The organism is Chromohalobacter canadensis, assembly GCF_029544075.1.
In the GTDB taxonomy this organism is placed as follows: domain Bacteria; phylum Pseudomonadota; class Gammaproteobacteria; order Pseudomonadales; family Halomonadaceae; genus Chromohalobacter; species Chromohalobacter canadensis_A.
Window position 1 is genome coordinate 59910 of the sequence record NZ_JAJQJH010000012.1, and the last position, 16121, is coordinate 76030.

The following is a 16121-nucleotide window of genomic DNA, read 5'->3' on the forward strand; positions in this document are numbered from 1 at the left end:
GCCGGGAACTCATTGCGGTGGGGCGTCGTCAGAGTAAGTGTTCCCTTGAATGATCCCTTGCTCTTGTCCGGCGGCCCCCTCCGCCGGACTTTTTCTTTTGTGCGTTCGTCTGCGGTACTGAAAGGGACCCCGCCCATGTACAAACTGATGGAATTGCCTCTTCAGCAGGATATCGTCGCGCTGCGTCGAGCGTTGTGGGCGCATCGCATCGGTCATCAAGTGACCAATGAGGAGACGATTCAGGTGCTCTGGCTGGCCGATCCGCGTCAGCGTGATGAGGCGGCGCACTTGATCGAACAATGGCACCGTGGCGAGTTGGCCGAGCGTCCCGCTCAGACCACGAAACGTCGTTCACCTGGCATGCTCGGTAGTGCCTTTACCCAGGCACCGCTGGTGGCTGCCTGCGTGGCAATTTGTGTGGTGGTCTTCGCCTTGATGGCGTTGTTCGGTGACCGTGTGGTTGCCGCGCTGACTTTCGTGCCCGTCGATGCCGTGTCCGGACGCCTGACGGTCGGCACCCTGGACGACTCCCTGGCCAGCGGTCAGGTATGGCGCTTGTTGTCACCGGCGTTGATGCATTTTGGTTGGATGCACTTAGTCTTCAACATGCTGTGGTTGTGGTATTTCGGACGCCAGGTCGAGGCCCTGCAAGGCCCTGTGCGCTTTATAATACTCGCCGCCGTGGCAGCACTTGTCTCCAATCTGGCGCAATACGCCACGGGGACCGTGCTGTTCGGCGGCATGTCCGGGGTCGACTATGCCTTGCTGGGGTATGTCTGGCTGATGGCTCGTCGGGCCCCGGAAAGCGGGTTTTTCGTGCCCCAGATGCTGGTGGTGTTCATGCTTGCCTGGATGGTCTTCACCATGACCGACATGGCGGGCTTGTTTGGATTCGGCAACGTCGCCAACGAGGCGCACCTGGGCGGTCTGTTGGTCGGGCTGGTCGGGGGGTGGTGGGCCGGTGGACGTGCCGCGAAAGGAGAGCGTTAGTGAGTGATATGACCTTCGACAAGATGGTGGCGCAGATGACACCTGCCATGTACGACAGCTTCAAGCAGGCGATCGCGCTGCGTAAATGGCCGGATGGACAGCGCTTGAGCCAAGAGCAGACCGAGCTGTGTCTCGAGGCGGTGATGAAATACGAAGTCGCCCACGGTATCCCTGAAGACGAGCGAGTGGGCTATCTTGAGCGCGGCGGTTGTGGCACTAATGATGACACCGGCGAGTCCGATGCCATCAAGTGGATGAACTGATGAGCGATCTGTTCAGCGTGGCGGATGTCAGCGCCGCGCGCGGGCCCCTGCGCAAGATGGACATAGTGCCCGGCGATGCGGAGATGCCGGCGCAATACACCCTGCGTGCCGGAGAACAGCGCATTAGTCTCAATGCGCACCTGGGCACCTCGTTGCGGCTCGTGCATACCGGCGCCATTCACTGCGTGCATTGCGGGCGTGCCACGCGCAAGAGTTTCGCCCAAGGCTATTGCTATCCTTGCTTCAAGTCGCTTGCCCAGTGCGATACCTGCATCGTCAAACCTGAAACTTGCCACTATCATGCGGGCACGTGTCGCGAACCGACATGGGGCGAGCAGCATTGTTTCCAGCCGCACGTGGTCTACCTGGCCAATTCGTCGGGACTCAAGGTCGGCATTACGCGCAAGACGCAATTGCCTACGCGCTGGCTCGATCAGGGGGCGATTCAGGCGCTGCCTATTCTCGAGGTCGACAATCGCCTGCAGTCGGGGCTGGTCGAAACCTTGTTCAAGCAGGTGGTGGGCGACCGGACCAATTGGCGAGCAATGCTGAAAGGGGACGTGGCGCCGCTCGATCTGCCCGCCGAGCGGGATCGTCTATTGTCCGCGCTCGATCAGGAGCTGGCGGCGCTTAAGCAACGCGTCGGCGAACAGGCGATTGGTACGCTGGCGGCGTCCCCGGTCGAGCTGCACTATCCTGTCCTGGAATCTCCCCGCAAGGTGGTGTCGCACAATTTCGATAAATCCCCCGAGGTCAGCGGCCGTTTGATGGGGCTCAAAGGGCAGTACCTGATTTTCGATACCGGCGTCATCAATCTGCGCAAGTTCGGTGGCTACGAGGTGGAAGTGGTGATCGAATAAGGCGCTTGGCGCGGCGGCGACTTGAAGTCCGCTGGGATGTCTCCACTTCGTGGGTATCGACATGAACGTCGCTTAATCCAAGGAGGTTTGCATGAAGATTCTGATGGTGCTGACGTCGCACGATCGCATGGGCGATACCGGCAACGCCACCGGCTTCTGGCTCGAGGAATTCGTTGCGCCGTACTACGTGTTCAAGGATGCGGGCGCCGAGTTGACCCTAGCCTCGCCAAAGGGCGGGCAGCCCCCCATCGATCCCACCTCCACGCAGCCCGATGCGCTGACTGAGGAAACGCGCCGCTTCGAGGCGGATAGCGAGGCCAAGGCGCAGTTGGCCAATACGCGCAAGCTGGCCGAGATGCGCGCCGATGACTACGATGCAGTCTTCTATCCCGGTGGTCACGGCCCGCTGTGGGATTTGACGCAAGACCGCCATTCCCAGCAGCTGATCCACGACTTCCTCGTGGCCCGCAAACCGGTCGCCGCGGTCTGCCATGCGCCCGCCGTGTTGGTGCATGCCCAAGGTCGCGATGGTCAGTCAGTGGTCAAAGGGCATCGCGTCACGGGATTCTCGAACAGCGAGGAAGACGCCGTGGGGCTGACCGATGTCGTGCCGTTGTTAGTGGAAGATGCCTTGAAAGAAAAGGGTGGCCACTATGAGCGCGCCGACGCAGATTTCGACGCCTTCCAATTGCGCGATGGCCTGTTGATCACCGGTCAGAATCCGGCTTCCAGCGCGCCGACGGCCAAGTTGCTACTGGATGCTCTGACAGGCTGAGAATGCCCTCGACCCTTATCCTCTTCTCTTATAATGGCTCGCCTTGGCGGGTCATTATTTCTTTTGGGTTAATGATGCCTTTCCTCGATACGTCCTAGCGTAACGCGCGATAGCCATTATGCTGAAAACATCATCGCTGGAGAGACATGCATGTGGCGCAATTCGGTACACGGCTGGGGCTTGCCCAGCATTCTCTTGCACTGGTTGAGTGCCGTGCTGGTCGTGTCGCTCTTCGTGCTGGGCTGGTGGATGACCGGCCTTGGTTATTATGATCGCTGGTATCAACTGGCACCGTGGTGGCACAAGTCGCTGGGTCTGACGCTACTGGGTCTGACGCTGCTGCGGTTGGCATGGCGCCTGGGTCAGCCCACGCCCACAGCGCATGGCCTGTCTTGGGAGCGAATGCTGGCGCATACCGGCCATTGCCTGCTGTACGTTTTGCTGTTGACGGTAATGGTGAGCGGCTATTTGATCTCCACTGCCGAGGGCCAGGGCATCAGCGTGTTCGGCGTCTTCGAGGTACCGGCGCTGATCAGTGAGCTGCCGAATCAAGCGACCCTGGCGGGTGATGTGCATTGGTACGCTGCTTGGGCACTGATAGTGCTGGCCGTGGGCCATACGCTGGCGGCGCTTAAACATCATATTTTCGATCGTCGGGACACCTTGCGCCGCATGTGGTGGCCCGGTGGGTCTCGACGTTAATGAGTTCGATATACGTGGCGGTGTTGCCGCCACTCTGGTTCTGCAAACCTTCCTCTTAGGAGATGACAATGTTCTCGAAATCGCTATTCAAAACCGTAACCGGTGCCGCCCTCGGCGCAGCCGCGTTATTGCCGATGACCCAGGCCAGTGCCGCCGAGTACCAGATCGACACCGAAGGGCAGCATGCCTTCATTCAGTTCAAGATCAGCCACTTGGGCTATTCCTACGTGCTGGGTACGTTCGACGAGTTCTCGGGGAGCTTCTCTTACGATCCCGACGCGCCGGAAGCGTCCAGTGCCAATGTCGAGATCGACGTGACCAGCCTCGACAGCAATCACGCCGAGCGTGACAAGCACATCCTGAGCGACGACTTCCTGAACGCGTCGGAGTATCCCACCGCAACGTTCGAGTCGACCGGCTTCGAATCGACTGGCGAAGGCGAGGGCAAGCTGTCCGGCGACCTGACGCTGCATGGCGAAACGCAGCCGATCACCATCGATGTCGACCATATCGGTGGGGGCGACGATCCCTGGGGCGAATACCGGAATGGCTTCGAGGGTGAAACGACGCTGACGCTGTCCGACTTCGGCATCGATACCAGCAAATTGGGGCCGACCGCGTCCACTGTCGATATGTACCTCGTGGTCGAAGGTATCCGCCAGTAATTCGCCACGCATGGTCGAGTCTGAGTCGCCCCGCCTCGTGTGGGGCGATTCACGTTAGAGCTTAGTCGTGGGCGATCGCCAGACGGTTACGTCCGCCTTGCTTGGCTCCGTAAAGCGCCATGTCGGCGTGATGCAGCAGAGTTTCGGCATACTCGCCGTGCTGGGGATAACAGGCTAGTCCCAAGGAGACGGTAAGGTGCAGCGGTGTCCCATCGTCCAGGGCTATATCCAGCGTGGCGACCTGGTGCCGAAGATGTTCGCCGCGTTGCCGTGCGGCGGCTAGGCCGGCGCCGGGCATGATGATGACAAATTCCTCACCACCGTAACGACAGACGATATCGCCGCGCCGAACATTATCGCTCAGGAGATCGGCGACCTCGATCAATGCCCTGTCGCCAAAAGCATGGCCGTGATCATCGTTGATTGGCTTGAAGTGGTCAATATCAAGCATGAGGACCGACAAGGGGCCTGACTGGCGTTCGGCACGTGCCAGTTCGCGCGTCAAGGTATCGTCCAGGAAGCGCCGGTTGTAGAGACCGGTCAAGGCGTCGCGGATGCTGGCTTCCTCGAGTTGCTCGCGCAGTCGCACATTGCTTAGCGATAACGCCATATCCTCGACAGCACCTTTGGCGAATTCGGCTTGAGGGTCGCCGTTATCTGCCTCATCAAGGGCACTGGCGAGATGAAGATGCAGTACACCCACCGGCTCCTCCGTGCCTTTCAAAGGAATGCAGAGATGGCGCCCGAGATGAGCGGTGCGTAGGTGGGGGCAGACGTCTGCAGCGTGCGTCGCGGGCAGAGTGATATCGCGTATCCCGCCATCACGCAGGGTCAGGCATCCACCTTGGTCGACATCGCCTTGATCCTCGCCCCACTGGCAAATTCGATGGGGCGCGGTAGCTTGTGCGTCTAGGCACCACAACGTGCCACCGAGGGTATTGGCAAAAACCGTGGGTAACTGGTCGCGGAGCGTCGACTGTGCTTCCTGCGTACTGCGGCAGGCTTGCAGGGCTTCGACAAGATCATGGCGCGCCCGCATATCGCGGGTTCGGTCACGCACCAGCACATTGACGCGTTCGGCGAGCTCGCGATTGGTGCGTTTTTCTGTCGCGACCAAGGTTTCGAGGCGAGCTGCCATGGCGTTGAAAGCATGCGCCATCCAGGCGAACTCATCGCGCCCCCGGAGTGCCACGCGTTGGCTGAGATCTCCCGCGACCATACGCCGCGAGCGCTGGGTGATTTCCGAGACAGCATGGCGGGTGCGACGAAACAGCGGCCACCAGGTCAGCAGGGCACTCGCCAGTGCCAGCAAAATGCTCCATACCATGATGTGCTGCGCACGTTTCGCGGCATCCTGACTATCGGCTTGTTGTGTATGGAGAGCCTCTTGCTCAATATCGATGAAGGCGCTCATGACGATGCGAAACTCATCGACCAAGTTTTTGCTGGCTTTATCGGCTATAGGAGCCAGTTCGGCATTCTCGTTACGCGTCTTGATGATGCTATCGGTGGCGACGGTTTTTATCCACTGCCGGAAGAGCTGGTTGGCCTGCTCGAGGCGTCGATGTTGTGTTTCGTCGTTAGAGGCTGCATGTAAGCGTCTCAGGGTGCGCGGAAATGCGCTCAGGGCACGCTGATAGGGCGCCAGGTAATCGCCATCTTTGGTTAGGGCGTAGCCGCGCTGGGCAGTTTCGGCGTCCATGAACAGTCGCATCAAGTGATTGGCATCGGCAATTACCTCAAGGGTCTGGGCGACGCTGCGTGCCGTGCGCTGCTCGACCTGAGATGCCTGGTAGAGGGCGAGGCAGCCAGTCAGCATGATCATGAAGGGCACGATGGCGGCGATTATCATGCGCGCATAGAGCGAATGAGGCATGAGGCAGAACTTCCTTAGATGTGTAACTCTTGGTTACGTTTGGTTGATCATAACGGGACTCGGCAGCCAATCTCAATGGCGATCTAGCGTGAGGAAGGTGTTGAAAGTCAATTTAACGGTCCCCACTTGTTGTACTGATAAGATAGACCTCCTGACGCCATGTTTCATGTTGTAACAAAGCGTTTTTTGTACTGTCTTGCCATCTGACAAGGAGTCACCATGCTTAACCAACGCACGTTGCCCCGCATTGGTCTCGGTACCTTTCGTCTCAAGGACCAAGACGTCATCGACTCGGTCACATCCGCGCTGTCACTCGGTTACCGGCATATCGACACCGCTCAGTTCTATGATAACGAGCGCGCCGTGGGCGAGGCGCTCAAGCAAAGCGATGTTCCCCGCGACGAGATCTTCCTGACCACCAAGGTATGGTGGGACCGCCTACAGCCGCAGGCATTGCTGGAAAGCTTCGAAGAGAGTTGCCGGCAACTCGGCGTCGAATACGTCGATCTGGCCTTGGTTCACTGGCCATCGCCTGACGACGAGGTGCCGATGGCTGATTACATCGGCGCCTTGAGTCAAGTGCGCGAGAAAGGTCTCACACGCGAGATCGGCGTCTCCAACTTCACGGTGGCGCAGCTTGATCAGGCACTCTCGGTCCCTGGCGGTGAGCACTTGATCACCAACCAGATCGAAGTGCATCCCTTCCTGGCCAATCGCACCGTGGTTGCGCATTGCCAAGAGAAGGGCCTTCAAGTCACCGGTTACATGCCGCTGGCGGTGGGCAAGGTGATGGACGACCCCGTGCTCAAGGAAATCGCCGAGGCGCATAGTGCGAGTCCGGCGCAGATCGCGCTGGCCTGGGTCGCGGCGCGCGACATCGTTATGATTCCGTCGTCCACTAAGCCTGAACACCAGCAATCGAATTTGGAGGCGATGGCGATCACCTTGAGTGCCGACGAAATGGCGCGCATCGATGCGCTCGACCGGGGTGAACGTATCGCCAATCCGGATTTCGCCCCGCAGTGGGACGCCTGATCCGCCATTATGAGTGCCGACGAAGGCGCTTTTTACTGGCAGCCTGTTAGACTTGGCGCCCCCGGTGTCGACCGATACCGGGGGCGCCCTGTTTGATACCTTGATCGTTGATTCGCAATGAGGTTTCCGTGACGGAATCCATGTCCTCGCTACGTCGCCAGCTGTGGCAGCAGACCTGGCCCATGGCCATTGGCGTGCTCTCGCTGCTGGGTTTTCAGCTTGTCGATAGTGCTTTCATCGCCCGTTTGGGCACCCAGCCGCTCGCGGCACAATCCTTCACCTTTCCGCTGTCGTTTCTCATCATCGGTGTGCAAGTGGGGCTGGGTATTGCCATAGCGGCGCTGATCTCACGCACCCTGGGCGCTGGCGACACAGCGCGTGCCAGGCGTCTGGGCAGCCTAGTGCTGCTCGGTGGAAGCATATTGATGGCACTGCTGATGTTGATCATGTGGGCCGCGCAGACGCCGATCTTCACGCTGTTGGGGGCCGATGCCCCCACACGAGAGCTGATTCACGTCTATTGGGGGCCGCAGCTGGTGGCCAACTGGCTGGGGGCGGTGCTGTATTTTGGCTATAGCTTGTTTCGGGCACATGGCGATACGCGCTTGCCCGGCAAGCTCATGGTGCTGACCAGCCTGATCAACTTGGGCCTCGATCCACTGTTGATTTTCGGCGTCGGCGACTGGCCGGGGTGGGGGCTGCCTGGTGCGGCCTGGGCGACAGCGCTGGCGTTTGCCATCGGCATTTGGTTCCTGGTGGTGCGACTGCGGGCTCACGACTGGCTGGCGCGTCATGGGCTGCGTGACGAGATGCGTGCCTCAGCGGTACCGTTCATGGCGATCGCCGGGCCTGCGATGATTAGCCAATTGATGCCGCCGCTCTCGGCGATGCTGGCGACTTCAATCGTGGCCGATCTGGGGGAGACCGCTGTTGCGGCCTGGGGGCTGGCCAGCCGTCTGGAAACGCTCTCATTGATGGTGGTACTGGCGCTGACCATGTCACTGCCGCCCTGGCTGGGGCGTTGTTACGGCGCTGGCGATTGGTCGCGTATCGACGCCTTGATGAGGCTAGCGGCACGTACGACTGTGATCTGGCAACTGGGGCTGGGATGTGTCATGGCATTGGCGGCGCCTTGGGTAGCGGTCGCCCTGTCGGGCAATCCGGAAATACGCGACGAGCTCGCGACCTTGATACGTTGGCTGCTACCCAGCTATAGCCTACTAGGCCTTTGTATGCTGGTGGTATCCGCCTCTAATGCGCTGGGTTGGCCGGTACGTGCCATGCTGCTGTCCTTCATGCGCTTGTTCGTGTGTTACTTGCCATGCTTAGCGGTGGGCGCCTGGCTGTCAGGGGTCTTTGGGGTGGCCTGGGGGGCCGCGTTAGGCAACGTGCTGGCAGGCGGTCTCGCCTGGGGCATTTTTCGACGTTCCCTGACGCAACGTATGGCGGTCAATGCTGACACTTAAGAACGCTGTTTTTTAAGTCGTAAAAACCAGGTTATGTATAAAAATCGATTTCATCATCTAGTTAAAAACTAGATTACCTCATAATTTTCTAGCCTCCCCATTCTATACTGGCGCTTCGTTCAGCATCCAATCAGCGCCAAGCGGGGGAAGGCCATGCACGTACTCATTCTCGGCAGTGGTGTCGTCGGCGTCACCAGTGCCTATTATCTGGCATCGCAGGGGCACGAGGTTACGGTGCTGGATCGCCAGGCCGGACCCGCCATGGAGACCAGCTACGGCAATGCTGGTCAGGTGTCGTTCGGTTTTTCCTCACCCTGGGCGGCTCCCGGCATCCCGCGCAAGGCGCTCAAATGGATGTTTCAGGAGCACGCGCCGCTGAAGATCCAGCCCAAGCGTGACCCCGCCATGGCACGCTTCATGATGGCGATGTTCAATAACTGCACGCCGGAGCGCTACGCCGTCAATAAGGAACGCATGGTGCGTGTCGCCGAGTACAGCCGCCAATGCATCGATGCGTTGCGCCGTGATACAGGGATTCGCTACGAGGATCGCCAGCGAGGTCTGCTACAGCTGTTCCGGCATGAGTCGCAGGTCGAGGCGGTAACCAAGGACATGCGGGTGCTGAGTGAATGCGGTGTGCGTCATCGGCTGCTGAGTGCCGAGGAGCTGGTGACGGCCGAGCCGGCACTGGCACGCGTGCCGGGCAAATTCGTGGGCGGGCTGCACTTGCCGGATGATCAAACCGGCGACTGCCATTTGTTCACCCAACGCTTGGCCGATCACTGCCGTGAACAGTTAGGTGTCGAATTTCGCTTCAATGTCGATATCCAGCGCATCGAGCGTCAGGCCGGTCGCATCGAACGAGTCATGACCTCGGCGGGCGCCCTGAGCGCCGATGCATACGTGGTGTGCCTGGGCAGTTTCTCGCCGCTTCTGATGAAGGATCTCGATATCCGCTTGCCGATTTATCCTGTGAAGGGGTACAGCCTGACGTTGCCGGTGATCGACGATGGCGGCGCGCCGCAGTCCACGGTGATGGACGAGACCTTCAAGGTAGCCATCTCGCGCTTCGACGACCGGATTCGCGTCGGCGGTACCGCCGAGCTGGCGTCCTACGATTTGAGTCTGCTGGAAAAACGCCGCGCGACTATCAGCATGGTGGTGCGTGATGTCTTTCCTGAAGGCGGCGATATGGCCAAGGCTGAATTCTGGACCGGCCTGCGCCCGATGACGCCGGACTCGACGCCTATCATCGGTGCCACGCGGTATGACAACCTCTGGCTCAACACCGGCCATGGCACCCTGGGATGGACGATGAGCTGTGGTAGCGCTCACTTGCTGGCTGACCTGATGGCTGGTCGTCGCCCGGCCATCGATCCTCAAGGGCTTTGTGTGGCGCGTTACGCCGCGTGATCTTGTGGCTTGGGGAATCCCTGAGCGCACTGCTTGTCCAATGCTCGCATCAGGTCCGGTCCATCAGTATCGGGCACTCTTGAGTGTGATGAGAGCCATTGAGGAGGCAGCGATGACGAATCTCTCAAACTGGCGTGCCGCAAGCGCCGGCATAGTGGCGTTGTTATTGAGCAGTACGATGATGATGAGCGGGGCGGCACTCGCCCAGGAAGCGGCTGCTTCCTCGGATGTCCAGAAGGGCCAAGCGACCGAGGCGGGCAAGGTTAGCGAAAAATCAACCGGGGTCAGCGATGAGGAAGCCAGCTTCGGCCAGGGGGGTGCACAAACCCCGCTCGATCAACGCCGCAATGCGGTGACCTTCGATCAGATGGATATCGACGCGGATGGTGTGCTCAGCGAAGAAGAGGCACGTCAGGCCGACCGCCTCGATTTGTTCGAGCGCCTCGACGACGGTGAAAGTGAGGTAACGCGGGAGACGTTTCGCGACAAGATCGGCTCGGACACGCTACCCGACGCTCAGGATAAGTAAACGTACAACAAAACGCCCGCCATGCGTGTGCGTGGCGGGCGTTTTCGTGCCGGTCATCGGCGTCGTTGTCAGCCGACGACGGTGGCGATGGCCTTGGCTACATAGGGAAGGTTTTCCTGCGCCAGGCCAGCGACGTTGGCCCGGCCGGAACGCACCATGTAGATGCCGAATTCGTCGCGTAGGCGGTCCACCTGTTCCGGGCTCAGCCCGGTGTAGGAGAACATGCCACGTTGCTCGGCGATGAACGCGAAGCGTTCGTCCAGCCCGTAAGGCTTGAGCGCCTCGACGAAGTCACGGCGCAAGCCGTTGATGCGGTCACGCATCTCGGTGAGCTCTTCACGCCACACGCCGGCCAGCGCATCGTCGTTGAGGATCTCGGCGACGATGGCACCGCCGTGGGCGGGCGGGTTGGAGTAGTTTTCGCGAGCGACGATGGCCATCTGCGAGCGGACGTTCTCCATCTGCTCGCTGTCGCGAGCGATCATGATCATGCAGCCGGTGCGCTCGCGATAGACCCCGAAGTTCTTGGAGCAGGAGCTGGTGATCATCACCTCATCGAGGTTCTCGGCCAGCAGGCGCGGCCCGTAGGCGTCGGCATCGAGGCCGTCGCCGAAACCTTGATAGGCGAAGTCGACCAGCGGCAGCAGGCGGCGCTCGCGCACGACCTCGAGCACGCGCTGCCATTGTTCGCGTGACAGGTCGAAGCCCGAAGGGTTGTGGCAGCAGGCGTGCAACAGTACGACATCACCTTCGGGAATCTGTTGCAGGGCGTGCAACATGCCGTCGAAATCAAGACGGTTGTCGGCGTCCACGTACGGATACTTCTTCAGTTCGACGCCCGCTGCATGAAAGATGCCCAGGTGGTTGGGCCAGGTCGGATCGGAGACCCAGACACCCTTGCCGGGCAGCTGTGACTTGATGAAGTCTGCCGCCAGACGCAACGCGCCGGTTCCGCCGGGCGACTGGGTCGCGCTGGCACGGTTGGCGGCCAGCACCGGGGATTGCGCGCCGAGGACCAGCTCGAGCACCGCCTGGCCGTAGCGCGGATCGCCGTGCGAGCCGATATAGCTCTTGGTCGTCTCGTTCTTTAGCAGCCGCGCCTCGGCCTCCTTGACGGCCCGCATGACGGGCGTATTGCCGTGAGCGTCACGGTAAACGCCGACCCCCAGGTCGACTTTCTGGGGGTTGGGATCTTTTTTGAAGGCTTCGATAAGCCCGAGGATGGCATCCCCGGGCACGCGTTCAATCTGCTCGAACATTGGACTGCGCTACCTCGTCGGTTCTGGCGGCCATGATGAAATCGTTTTTGTGCAAGCCCTTGATCTTGTGTGACCACCAGGTAACGGTGACTTTGCCCCATTCGGTGGTCAGCGCCGGGTGATGACCTTCTGCCTCGGCGAGATCGCCCACCTGATTGGTGAACGCCAGGGCCTGCTTGAAGTTGCGGAACGTGAACTCACGCTCCAGTTGCATGATGCCATCGCGCTCCACGATCCGCCACTCGGGCACATCGGCGCCCAGGCTATGCATTTCCGCTTCACTGACGGTGGGAGCGTCGGCGCTGCAGGCTTCGCATTTCAACTCGGCAAGCTCGCTCATGGTGTTCTTCGCCTCCTTTCGGTGATTTATCCCAGTGTAGAAGCCAACGCCAGGGCGGACCTACCGCATCGGGGCAGATTTTACGCCTTGTTCAAAGAGGCGGCCTTTACGGCTGCGTGGATCTCTGGGTAGGGGCGGTCTTCTAGCGCTGCGAACCCCTCGAGCTGGCGTGCCTTGAGTTGCGTCAGCAGCGGGGTGGTCAGTCCCGCGAGATAGCGTGTGAACAGGTTCGTGCTGGGCGGTGGTGCGTCGGGCAGCGCGATCAGCCGCTCATGTAGCGGCGCGCACAGCGCGGCCACCTGGCGTGGATCGAGCGGTGCGCGAGTCGTTTCTGTGGGCCACTGCGCGATATGGCCGCGACACACCGAGCAATGGCCACAGTGCTCGGGCGCATTGGCATCGCCGAAATAGTCGGCCAGACGCCGGCTGAGACAGGTCGTCGACTCGAATAGCGCCAGCATGGCCTGCAGGCGCTCGATTTCGGCGCGTTCCTTGCGTTGGAAATACGCCGTGAGCCGCTCGGCCAGCGTGGCGATATCGATCTCGGGGGCCTGCACGGCGTAGACCTCGGTCATCTGCTTGCTCTCGAGCTGGATGAAGCCCTGGTCATTGAAGTACTCCAGCGCGCTGATGACGCGTCGCCGTGAGGTATCGAGACCGCGCTCGGCACCCAGGGCGTTAAGCGCGTCATGGTTCAGGGCGCACCATGTCTTGGCCTTGGGCGAGGCCTCGATCAAGGCGGCGACGAAATCGCGACGTTCGCCGTTGAAACGCTCGATCAGTGCCTCTGGCTCGATCAGATACTTGAAGCGATATTCGGCGAAATAGGCGTAGCGCGGGGCTATGACGCCCTCGAGCTCGAGTCTCACCAGCAGTGTCTTGAGCGGCAGTGGTCGTATGTTGCTGTGCTGGGAGAGGGCGTTCAGGCGTACCTCCCACTGACCGTGGGGCGCGGCGTCACGGATGTCCCGCAGGACGCGCTCGATGCCGTCGCGCTCGGGCGTATCACCGTAGACGAAGTTTTCCAGCGCACCCAGGGCGTCGCGGCCGCCGAGCATCAAGCAGCTCGAGGGTTGCCCGTCGCGTCCGGCGCGACCGATCTCCTGACTGTAGTTCTCGATCGACTTGGGCAGATCGAAATGCACGACGTTGCGAATATCGGCCTTGTCGATGCCCATGCCGAAGGCAATGGTGGCGACGATGCAATTGATCTCGCCGTTCATGAATGCCTGCTGCAGGGCATCGCGGGTCTCGCCGTCGAGGCCGGCGTGATAGGCGCGGGCCTCGAGCCCCGCCTTGCCCAGATACGCCGCCATCTGCTCGGCGGTTTTCTGCAGGGTGACATAGACGATGCTGGGCTGGGGCGGCGAGGCGGCCAGGCGCGGCCCCAGCCACTCGACCAGGGCGCGGGGACGGCGCTCGGTGGCGGTGGGCTGCACCTGCAGGTCGAGATTGGGACGATAGAAGCCCGTGGCGGCGACATCCCGGGCGTCGATGGCGAAGCTGTCGCGCATGTCGTCGATGACGCGCGGCGTGGCCGTGGCGGTGAGCAACAGCGCCTGCGGAATGGCGAATTCACGCTGATAGGCGGGCAGCTTGAGATAGTCGGGACGAAAATTGTGGCCCCACTCGGACAAGCAGTGTGCCTCGTCGACCACCAGCAGCGACACCGGCACCCGCTGCAGGAAGGCGCGGAAGCGCTCGTTCTTGAGGCGTTCCACCGAAATCATCAGGATGCGGATGTCGCCGCGCCTGACGCCATCCATCACCGCCGAGGCTTCCTCCCGGCTCTGGCGAGAGTCGAGGCTCGCCGCGGCGATGCCGTGGCGGCGCAGGAACTCGAGCTGATCCTGCATCAGCGCCAGCAGCGGCGACACCACCAGGGTCAGGTGCGGCAGATGCAGCGCCGGCAACTGGTAGCAGAGCGACTTGCCGGATCCGGTGGGAAATATCGCCGCCGCCGAGCGCCCCTGGGTGACAGCCTCCACCACTTGACGCTGGCCGGGGCGAAAGTCGGAATAGCCGAAGACGCGTTGCAAGGTTTCCTGAATCATCGATCGCTCTCTGCAGAACTGAGTAGGCCGGGATATCGGGGCGTGACGATGGGCGCCCGTTGATACTTTCCGCACGAAGGCGGTTAGCCGGTAGCCCCACGCGTATGCTCATTCTCGCATATCGCCGGGGTAGTAGTGACGGCCAGCATGTCCCATTCGACGCCTTGCTCATCTGCTTCTACGGTATTTCTAGAAGGACAATAAAAGATAAAGGAATAACCCATGGACAAACTGGCCCGTAGACTCGGTCTACAAACCGACCCGACCATCTTCTTCGTGTCGGCCGGCATCATGGTGATCTTCCTGATCGCCCTGCTAATGGCACCTGAACCCATCGGCGCTGCCTTTGGTGCCGGACGGGCCTGGATCGTCACCAATCTCGGCTGGTTTTTCATCTTCGGAGTGACCAGTTGGGTGATATTCCTGCTATGGGTGGCCATCAGTCGTTTCGGCGCGATTCGCCTCGGCGGTAATGACGCCTAAGCCGGCTTATGGCAACGTCTCCTGGTTCACCATGCTGTTTGCCGGAGGTATCGGCACGGTGCTGATGTTCTGGGGGGTGGCCGAGCCCATGTCCCATTTTGCCAATCCGCCGCGGCCGGACGTCGAGGCTTTCTCGGTGCAGGCTGCCGACGACGCGATGGGGTTCGCGATCTATCATCTGGGGCTGCATACCTGGGCGATCTTCACGCTGCCCGGGCTGGCATTTGCGTATTTCATCTACCGCTATGACCTGCCTATGCGCTTTAGCTCGGTGTTCTACTCATTGATCGGGGATCGCATCTACGGGCCACTCGGCAAGACGCTGGATATCTTCGCGATTCTCGGCACCCTATTCGGGGTGGCGGTCTCGATCGGCCTGGGAACCCAGCAGATCAATGCCGGTTTGACGGAACTGTTCGGCATTTCGGATGGCGTAATGCCGAAGGTCATCATCATAGCCATACTTACGACCGTGGCGGTATGTTCGATCGTGGCCGGCCTGGACAAGGGCGTGAGGGTGCTTTCCAACGTCAATATCGGCATGGCCGTCGGCCTGATGCTATTCATACTTTTCACCGGGTCGACCGTGTTCCTGCTGCGCTCGATCATCGAGACCGTCGGCATCTATGTCTCCAATATAGTGCCGATGGCGTTCTGGAACGACGCACTGGCACAATATACCCACGAAGAGGGCGGCTGGGGCTGGCAGGGCGGCTGGACCGTCTTCTATTGGGCATGGACGGTGACCTGGTCGCCGTTCATCGGCATCTTCGTGGCGCGCATTTCCCGTGGGCGCACGATTCGTGAATTCGTGCTCGGGGTCCTGTTCGCCCCGTCGATATTCACCCTGGTTTGGTTCGCGATCTTCGGCTGGTCGGCGATGCAGATCGACGGTATCGGCGAAGATGCCCGCGCGGCACTCGGCGCGCAGGCCGGGTCGTTGTCTGCGGCAGTGGAGGAGAGTATTCCGCTGGCGATGTTCGCCTTTTTCGAGAACTTCCCGGCGGCGACCCTGATACAGGGGCTTGCGGTCGTCATCGTGGCGATCTTCTTCGCCACTTCGTCGGATTCGGCTTCTCTGGTGGTCGACATGCTATGTACCGGGACACCCGACCCGGGCCCCTGGCATCAGCGGGTGTTCTGGGGCGTGTCCGAAGGGGCGCTGGCCGCCATGTTGATCGTGCTTGCCGGCGATGCCGGTTTGACTGCCTTGCAGCAGGTCATCACCGTCGTCGGCCTGCCGATGTTCATCCTGGTCTTCGCGATGATGTTCGCGCTGTTGCGCGGCTTGTCTCACGAGAAACTCAGCGAGGTGACCGTCGGCAAACCGCCGCGGGTCGATGACCTGTAGGTGCGTCAGGGCATACGTGCGGCGTGGCAGCATGGAGTGGGGACTGTCTGGCGTGGGTTG

At 60.8% G+C, this 16121-nt stretch carries 16 protein-coding genes; 12 read left to right on the plus strand and 4 right to left on the minus strand.

What is annotated here, in order from left to right:
* Window positions 1-135: 135 nt before the first annotated feature.
* The 6 genes from LUN51_RS13700 to LUN51_RS13725 all read left to right on the plus strand — a co-directional run bounded on the left by LUN51_RS13700 (window position 136) and on the right by LUN51_RS13725 (window position 4255).
* A complete protein-coding gene (locus tag LUN51_RS13700) occupies window positions 136-990 on the plus strand; it encodes a rhomboid family intramembrane serine protease (protein ID WP_277811700.1) in 855 nt (284 codons plus the stop codon).
* A complete protein-coding gene (locus LUN51_RS13705) occupies window positions 990-1253 on the plus strand; it encodes a YeaC family protein (protein ID WP_246893752.1) in 264 nt (87 codons plus the stop codon). Before LUN51_RS13700 ends, LUN51_RS13705 begins: the two co-directional genes overlap by 1 nt.
* On the plus strand, window positions 1253-2113 hold the full coding sequence (locus tag LUN51_RS13710) for a DUF2797 domain-containing protein (protein ID WP_378094276.1): 861 nt from the start codon (window positions 1253-1255) through the stop codon (window positions 2111-2113). The genes LUN51_RS13705 and LUN51_RS13710 overlap by 1 nt, the downstream gene beginning before the upstream one ends.
* 91 nt (window positions 2114-2204) lie before the next feature.
* Window positions 2205-2888 (plus strand): type 1 glutamine amidotransferase domain-containing protein, encoded by a 684-nt coding sequence (locus tag LUN51_RS13715; protein WP_277811701.1) that lies wholly within the window; start codon window positions 2205-2207, stop codon window positions 2886-2888.
* 150 nt (window positions 2889-3038) lie between these two features.
* Window positions 3039-3590: a cytochrome b gene (locus LUN51_RS13720; RefSeq protein WP_246893750.1), complete on the plus strand. Its 552-nt coding sequence runs from the start codon at window positions 3039-3041 to the stop codon at window positions 3588-3590.
* A 68-nt stretch (window positions 3591-3658) separates the two neighbouring features.
* Entirely contained in the window at window positions 3659-4255 is a 597-nt protein-coding gene (locus tag LUN51_RS13725; RefSeq protein ID WP_075367836.1) for a YceI family protein, read from the plus strand.
* A gap of 61 nt (window positions 4256-4316) precedes the next feature.
* On the opposite strand, the gene LUN51_RS13730 is transcribed toward LUN51_RS13725, so the two are convergent.
* Window positions 4317-6131 (minus strand): diguanylate cyclase, encoded by a 1815-nt coding sequence (locus LUN51_RS13730; protein ID WP_277811702.1) that lies wholly within the window; start codon window positions 6129-6131, stop codon window positions 4317-4319.
* Window positions 6132-6350: 219 nt separating this feature from the next.
* On the opposite strand from LUN51_RS13730, the gene dkgB reads away from it, so the two are divergent.
* From dkgB to LUN51_RS13750, 4 genes are all read left to right on the plus strand, one after another.
* Window positions 6351-7166: a 2,5-didehydrogluconate reductase DkgB gene (gene dkgB, locus LUN51_RS13735; RefSeq protein WP_277811703.1), complete on the plus strand. Its 816-nt coding sequence runs from the start codon at window positions 6351-6353 to the stop codon at window positions 7164-7166.
* 140 nt (window positions 7167-7306) lie between these two features.
* Entirely contained in the window at window positions 7307-8632 is a 1326-nt protein-coding gene (locus LUN51_RS13740) for an MATE family efflux transporter (protein WP_277811727.1), read from the plus strand.
* A 153-nt stretch (window positions 8633-8785) separates the two neighbouring features.
* Window positions 8786-10045, plus strand: a complete 1260-nt coding sequence (locus tag LUN51_RS13745; RefSeq protein WP_277811704.1) for a D-amino acid dehydrogenase — start codon at window positions 8786-8788, stop codon at window positions 10043-10045.
* Window positions 10046-10157: 112 nt separating this feature from the next.
* The gene (locus LUN51_RS13750; RefSeq protein WP_277811705.1) at window positions 10158-10574 is read left to right on the plus strand and encodes a hypothetical protein; all 417 of its coding nucleotides are present in this window, start codon (window positions 10158-10160) and stop codon (window positions 10572-10574) included.
* Window positions 10575-10642: 68 nt separating this feature from the next.
* On the opposite strand, the gene LUN51_RS13755 is transcribed toward LUN51_RS13750, so the two are convergent.
* The 3 genes from LUN51_RS13755 to LUN51_RS13765 form a co-directional block, all read right to left on the minus strand.
* Window positions 10643-11833 (minus strand): aromatic amino acid transaminase, encoded by a 1191-nt coding sequence (locus LUN51_RS13755; RefSeq protein ID WP_277811706.1) that lies wholly within the window; start codon window positions 11831-11833, stop codon window positions 10643-10645.
* On the minus strand, window positions 11817-12173 hold the full coding sequence (locus LUN51_RS13760) for a 4a-hydroxytetrahydrobiopterin dehydratase (protein WP_075367841.1): 357 nt from the start codon (window positions 12171-12173) through the stop codon (window positions 11817-11819). Before LUN51_RS13760 ends, LUN51_RS13755 begins: the two co-directional genes overlap by 17 nt.
* Before the next feature lie 80 nt (window positions 12174-12253).
* Window positions 12254-14227, minus strand: a complete 1974-nt coding sequence (locus LUN51_RS13765; RefSeq protein WP_277811707.1) for a RecQ family ATP-dependent DNA helicase — start codon at window positions 14225-14227, stop codon at window positions 12254-12256.
* A gap of 222 nt (window positions 14228-14449) precedes the next feature.
* Here LUN51_RS13765 and LUN51_RS13770 point away from each other — a divergent pair, with 222 nt between their 5' ends.
* Together LUN51_RS13770 and LUN51_RS13775 are read left to right on the plus strand one after the other, a co-directional pair.
* Complete coding sequence (locus tag LUN51_RS13770) at window positions 14450-14710, plus strand: BCCT family transporter (RefSeq protein ID WP_277811708.1); 261 nt, start codon at window positions 14450-14452, stop codon at window positions 14708-14710.
* On the plus strand, window positions 14700-16061 hold the full coding sequence (locus LUN51_RS13775) for a BCCT family transporter (protein WP_277811709.1): 1362 nt from the start codon (window positions 14700-14702) through the stop codon (window positions 16059-16061). Before LUN51_RS13770 ends, LUN51_RS13775 begins: the two co-directional genes overlap by 11 nt.
* The last annotated feature ends 60 nt before the right edge of the window (window positions 16062-16121 follow it).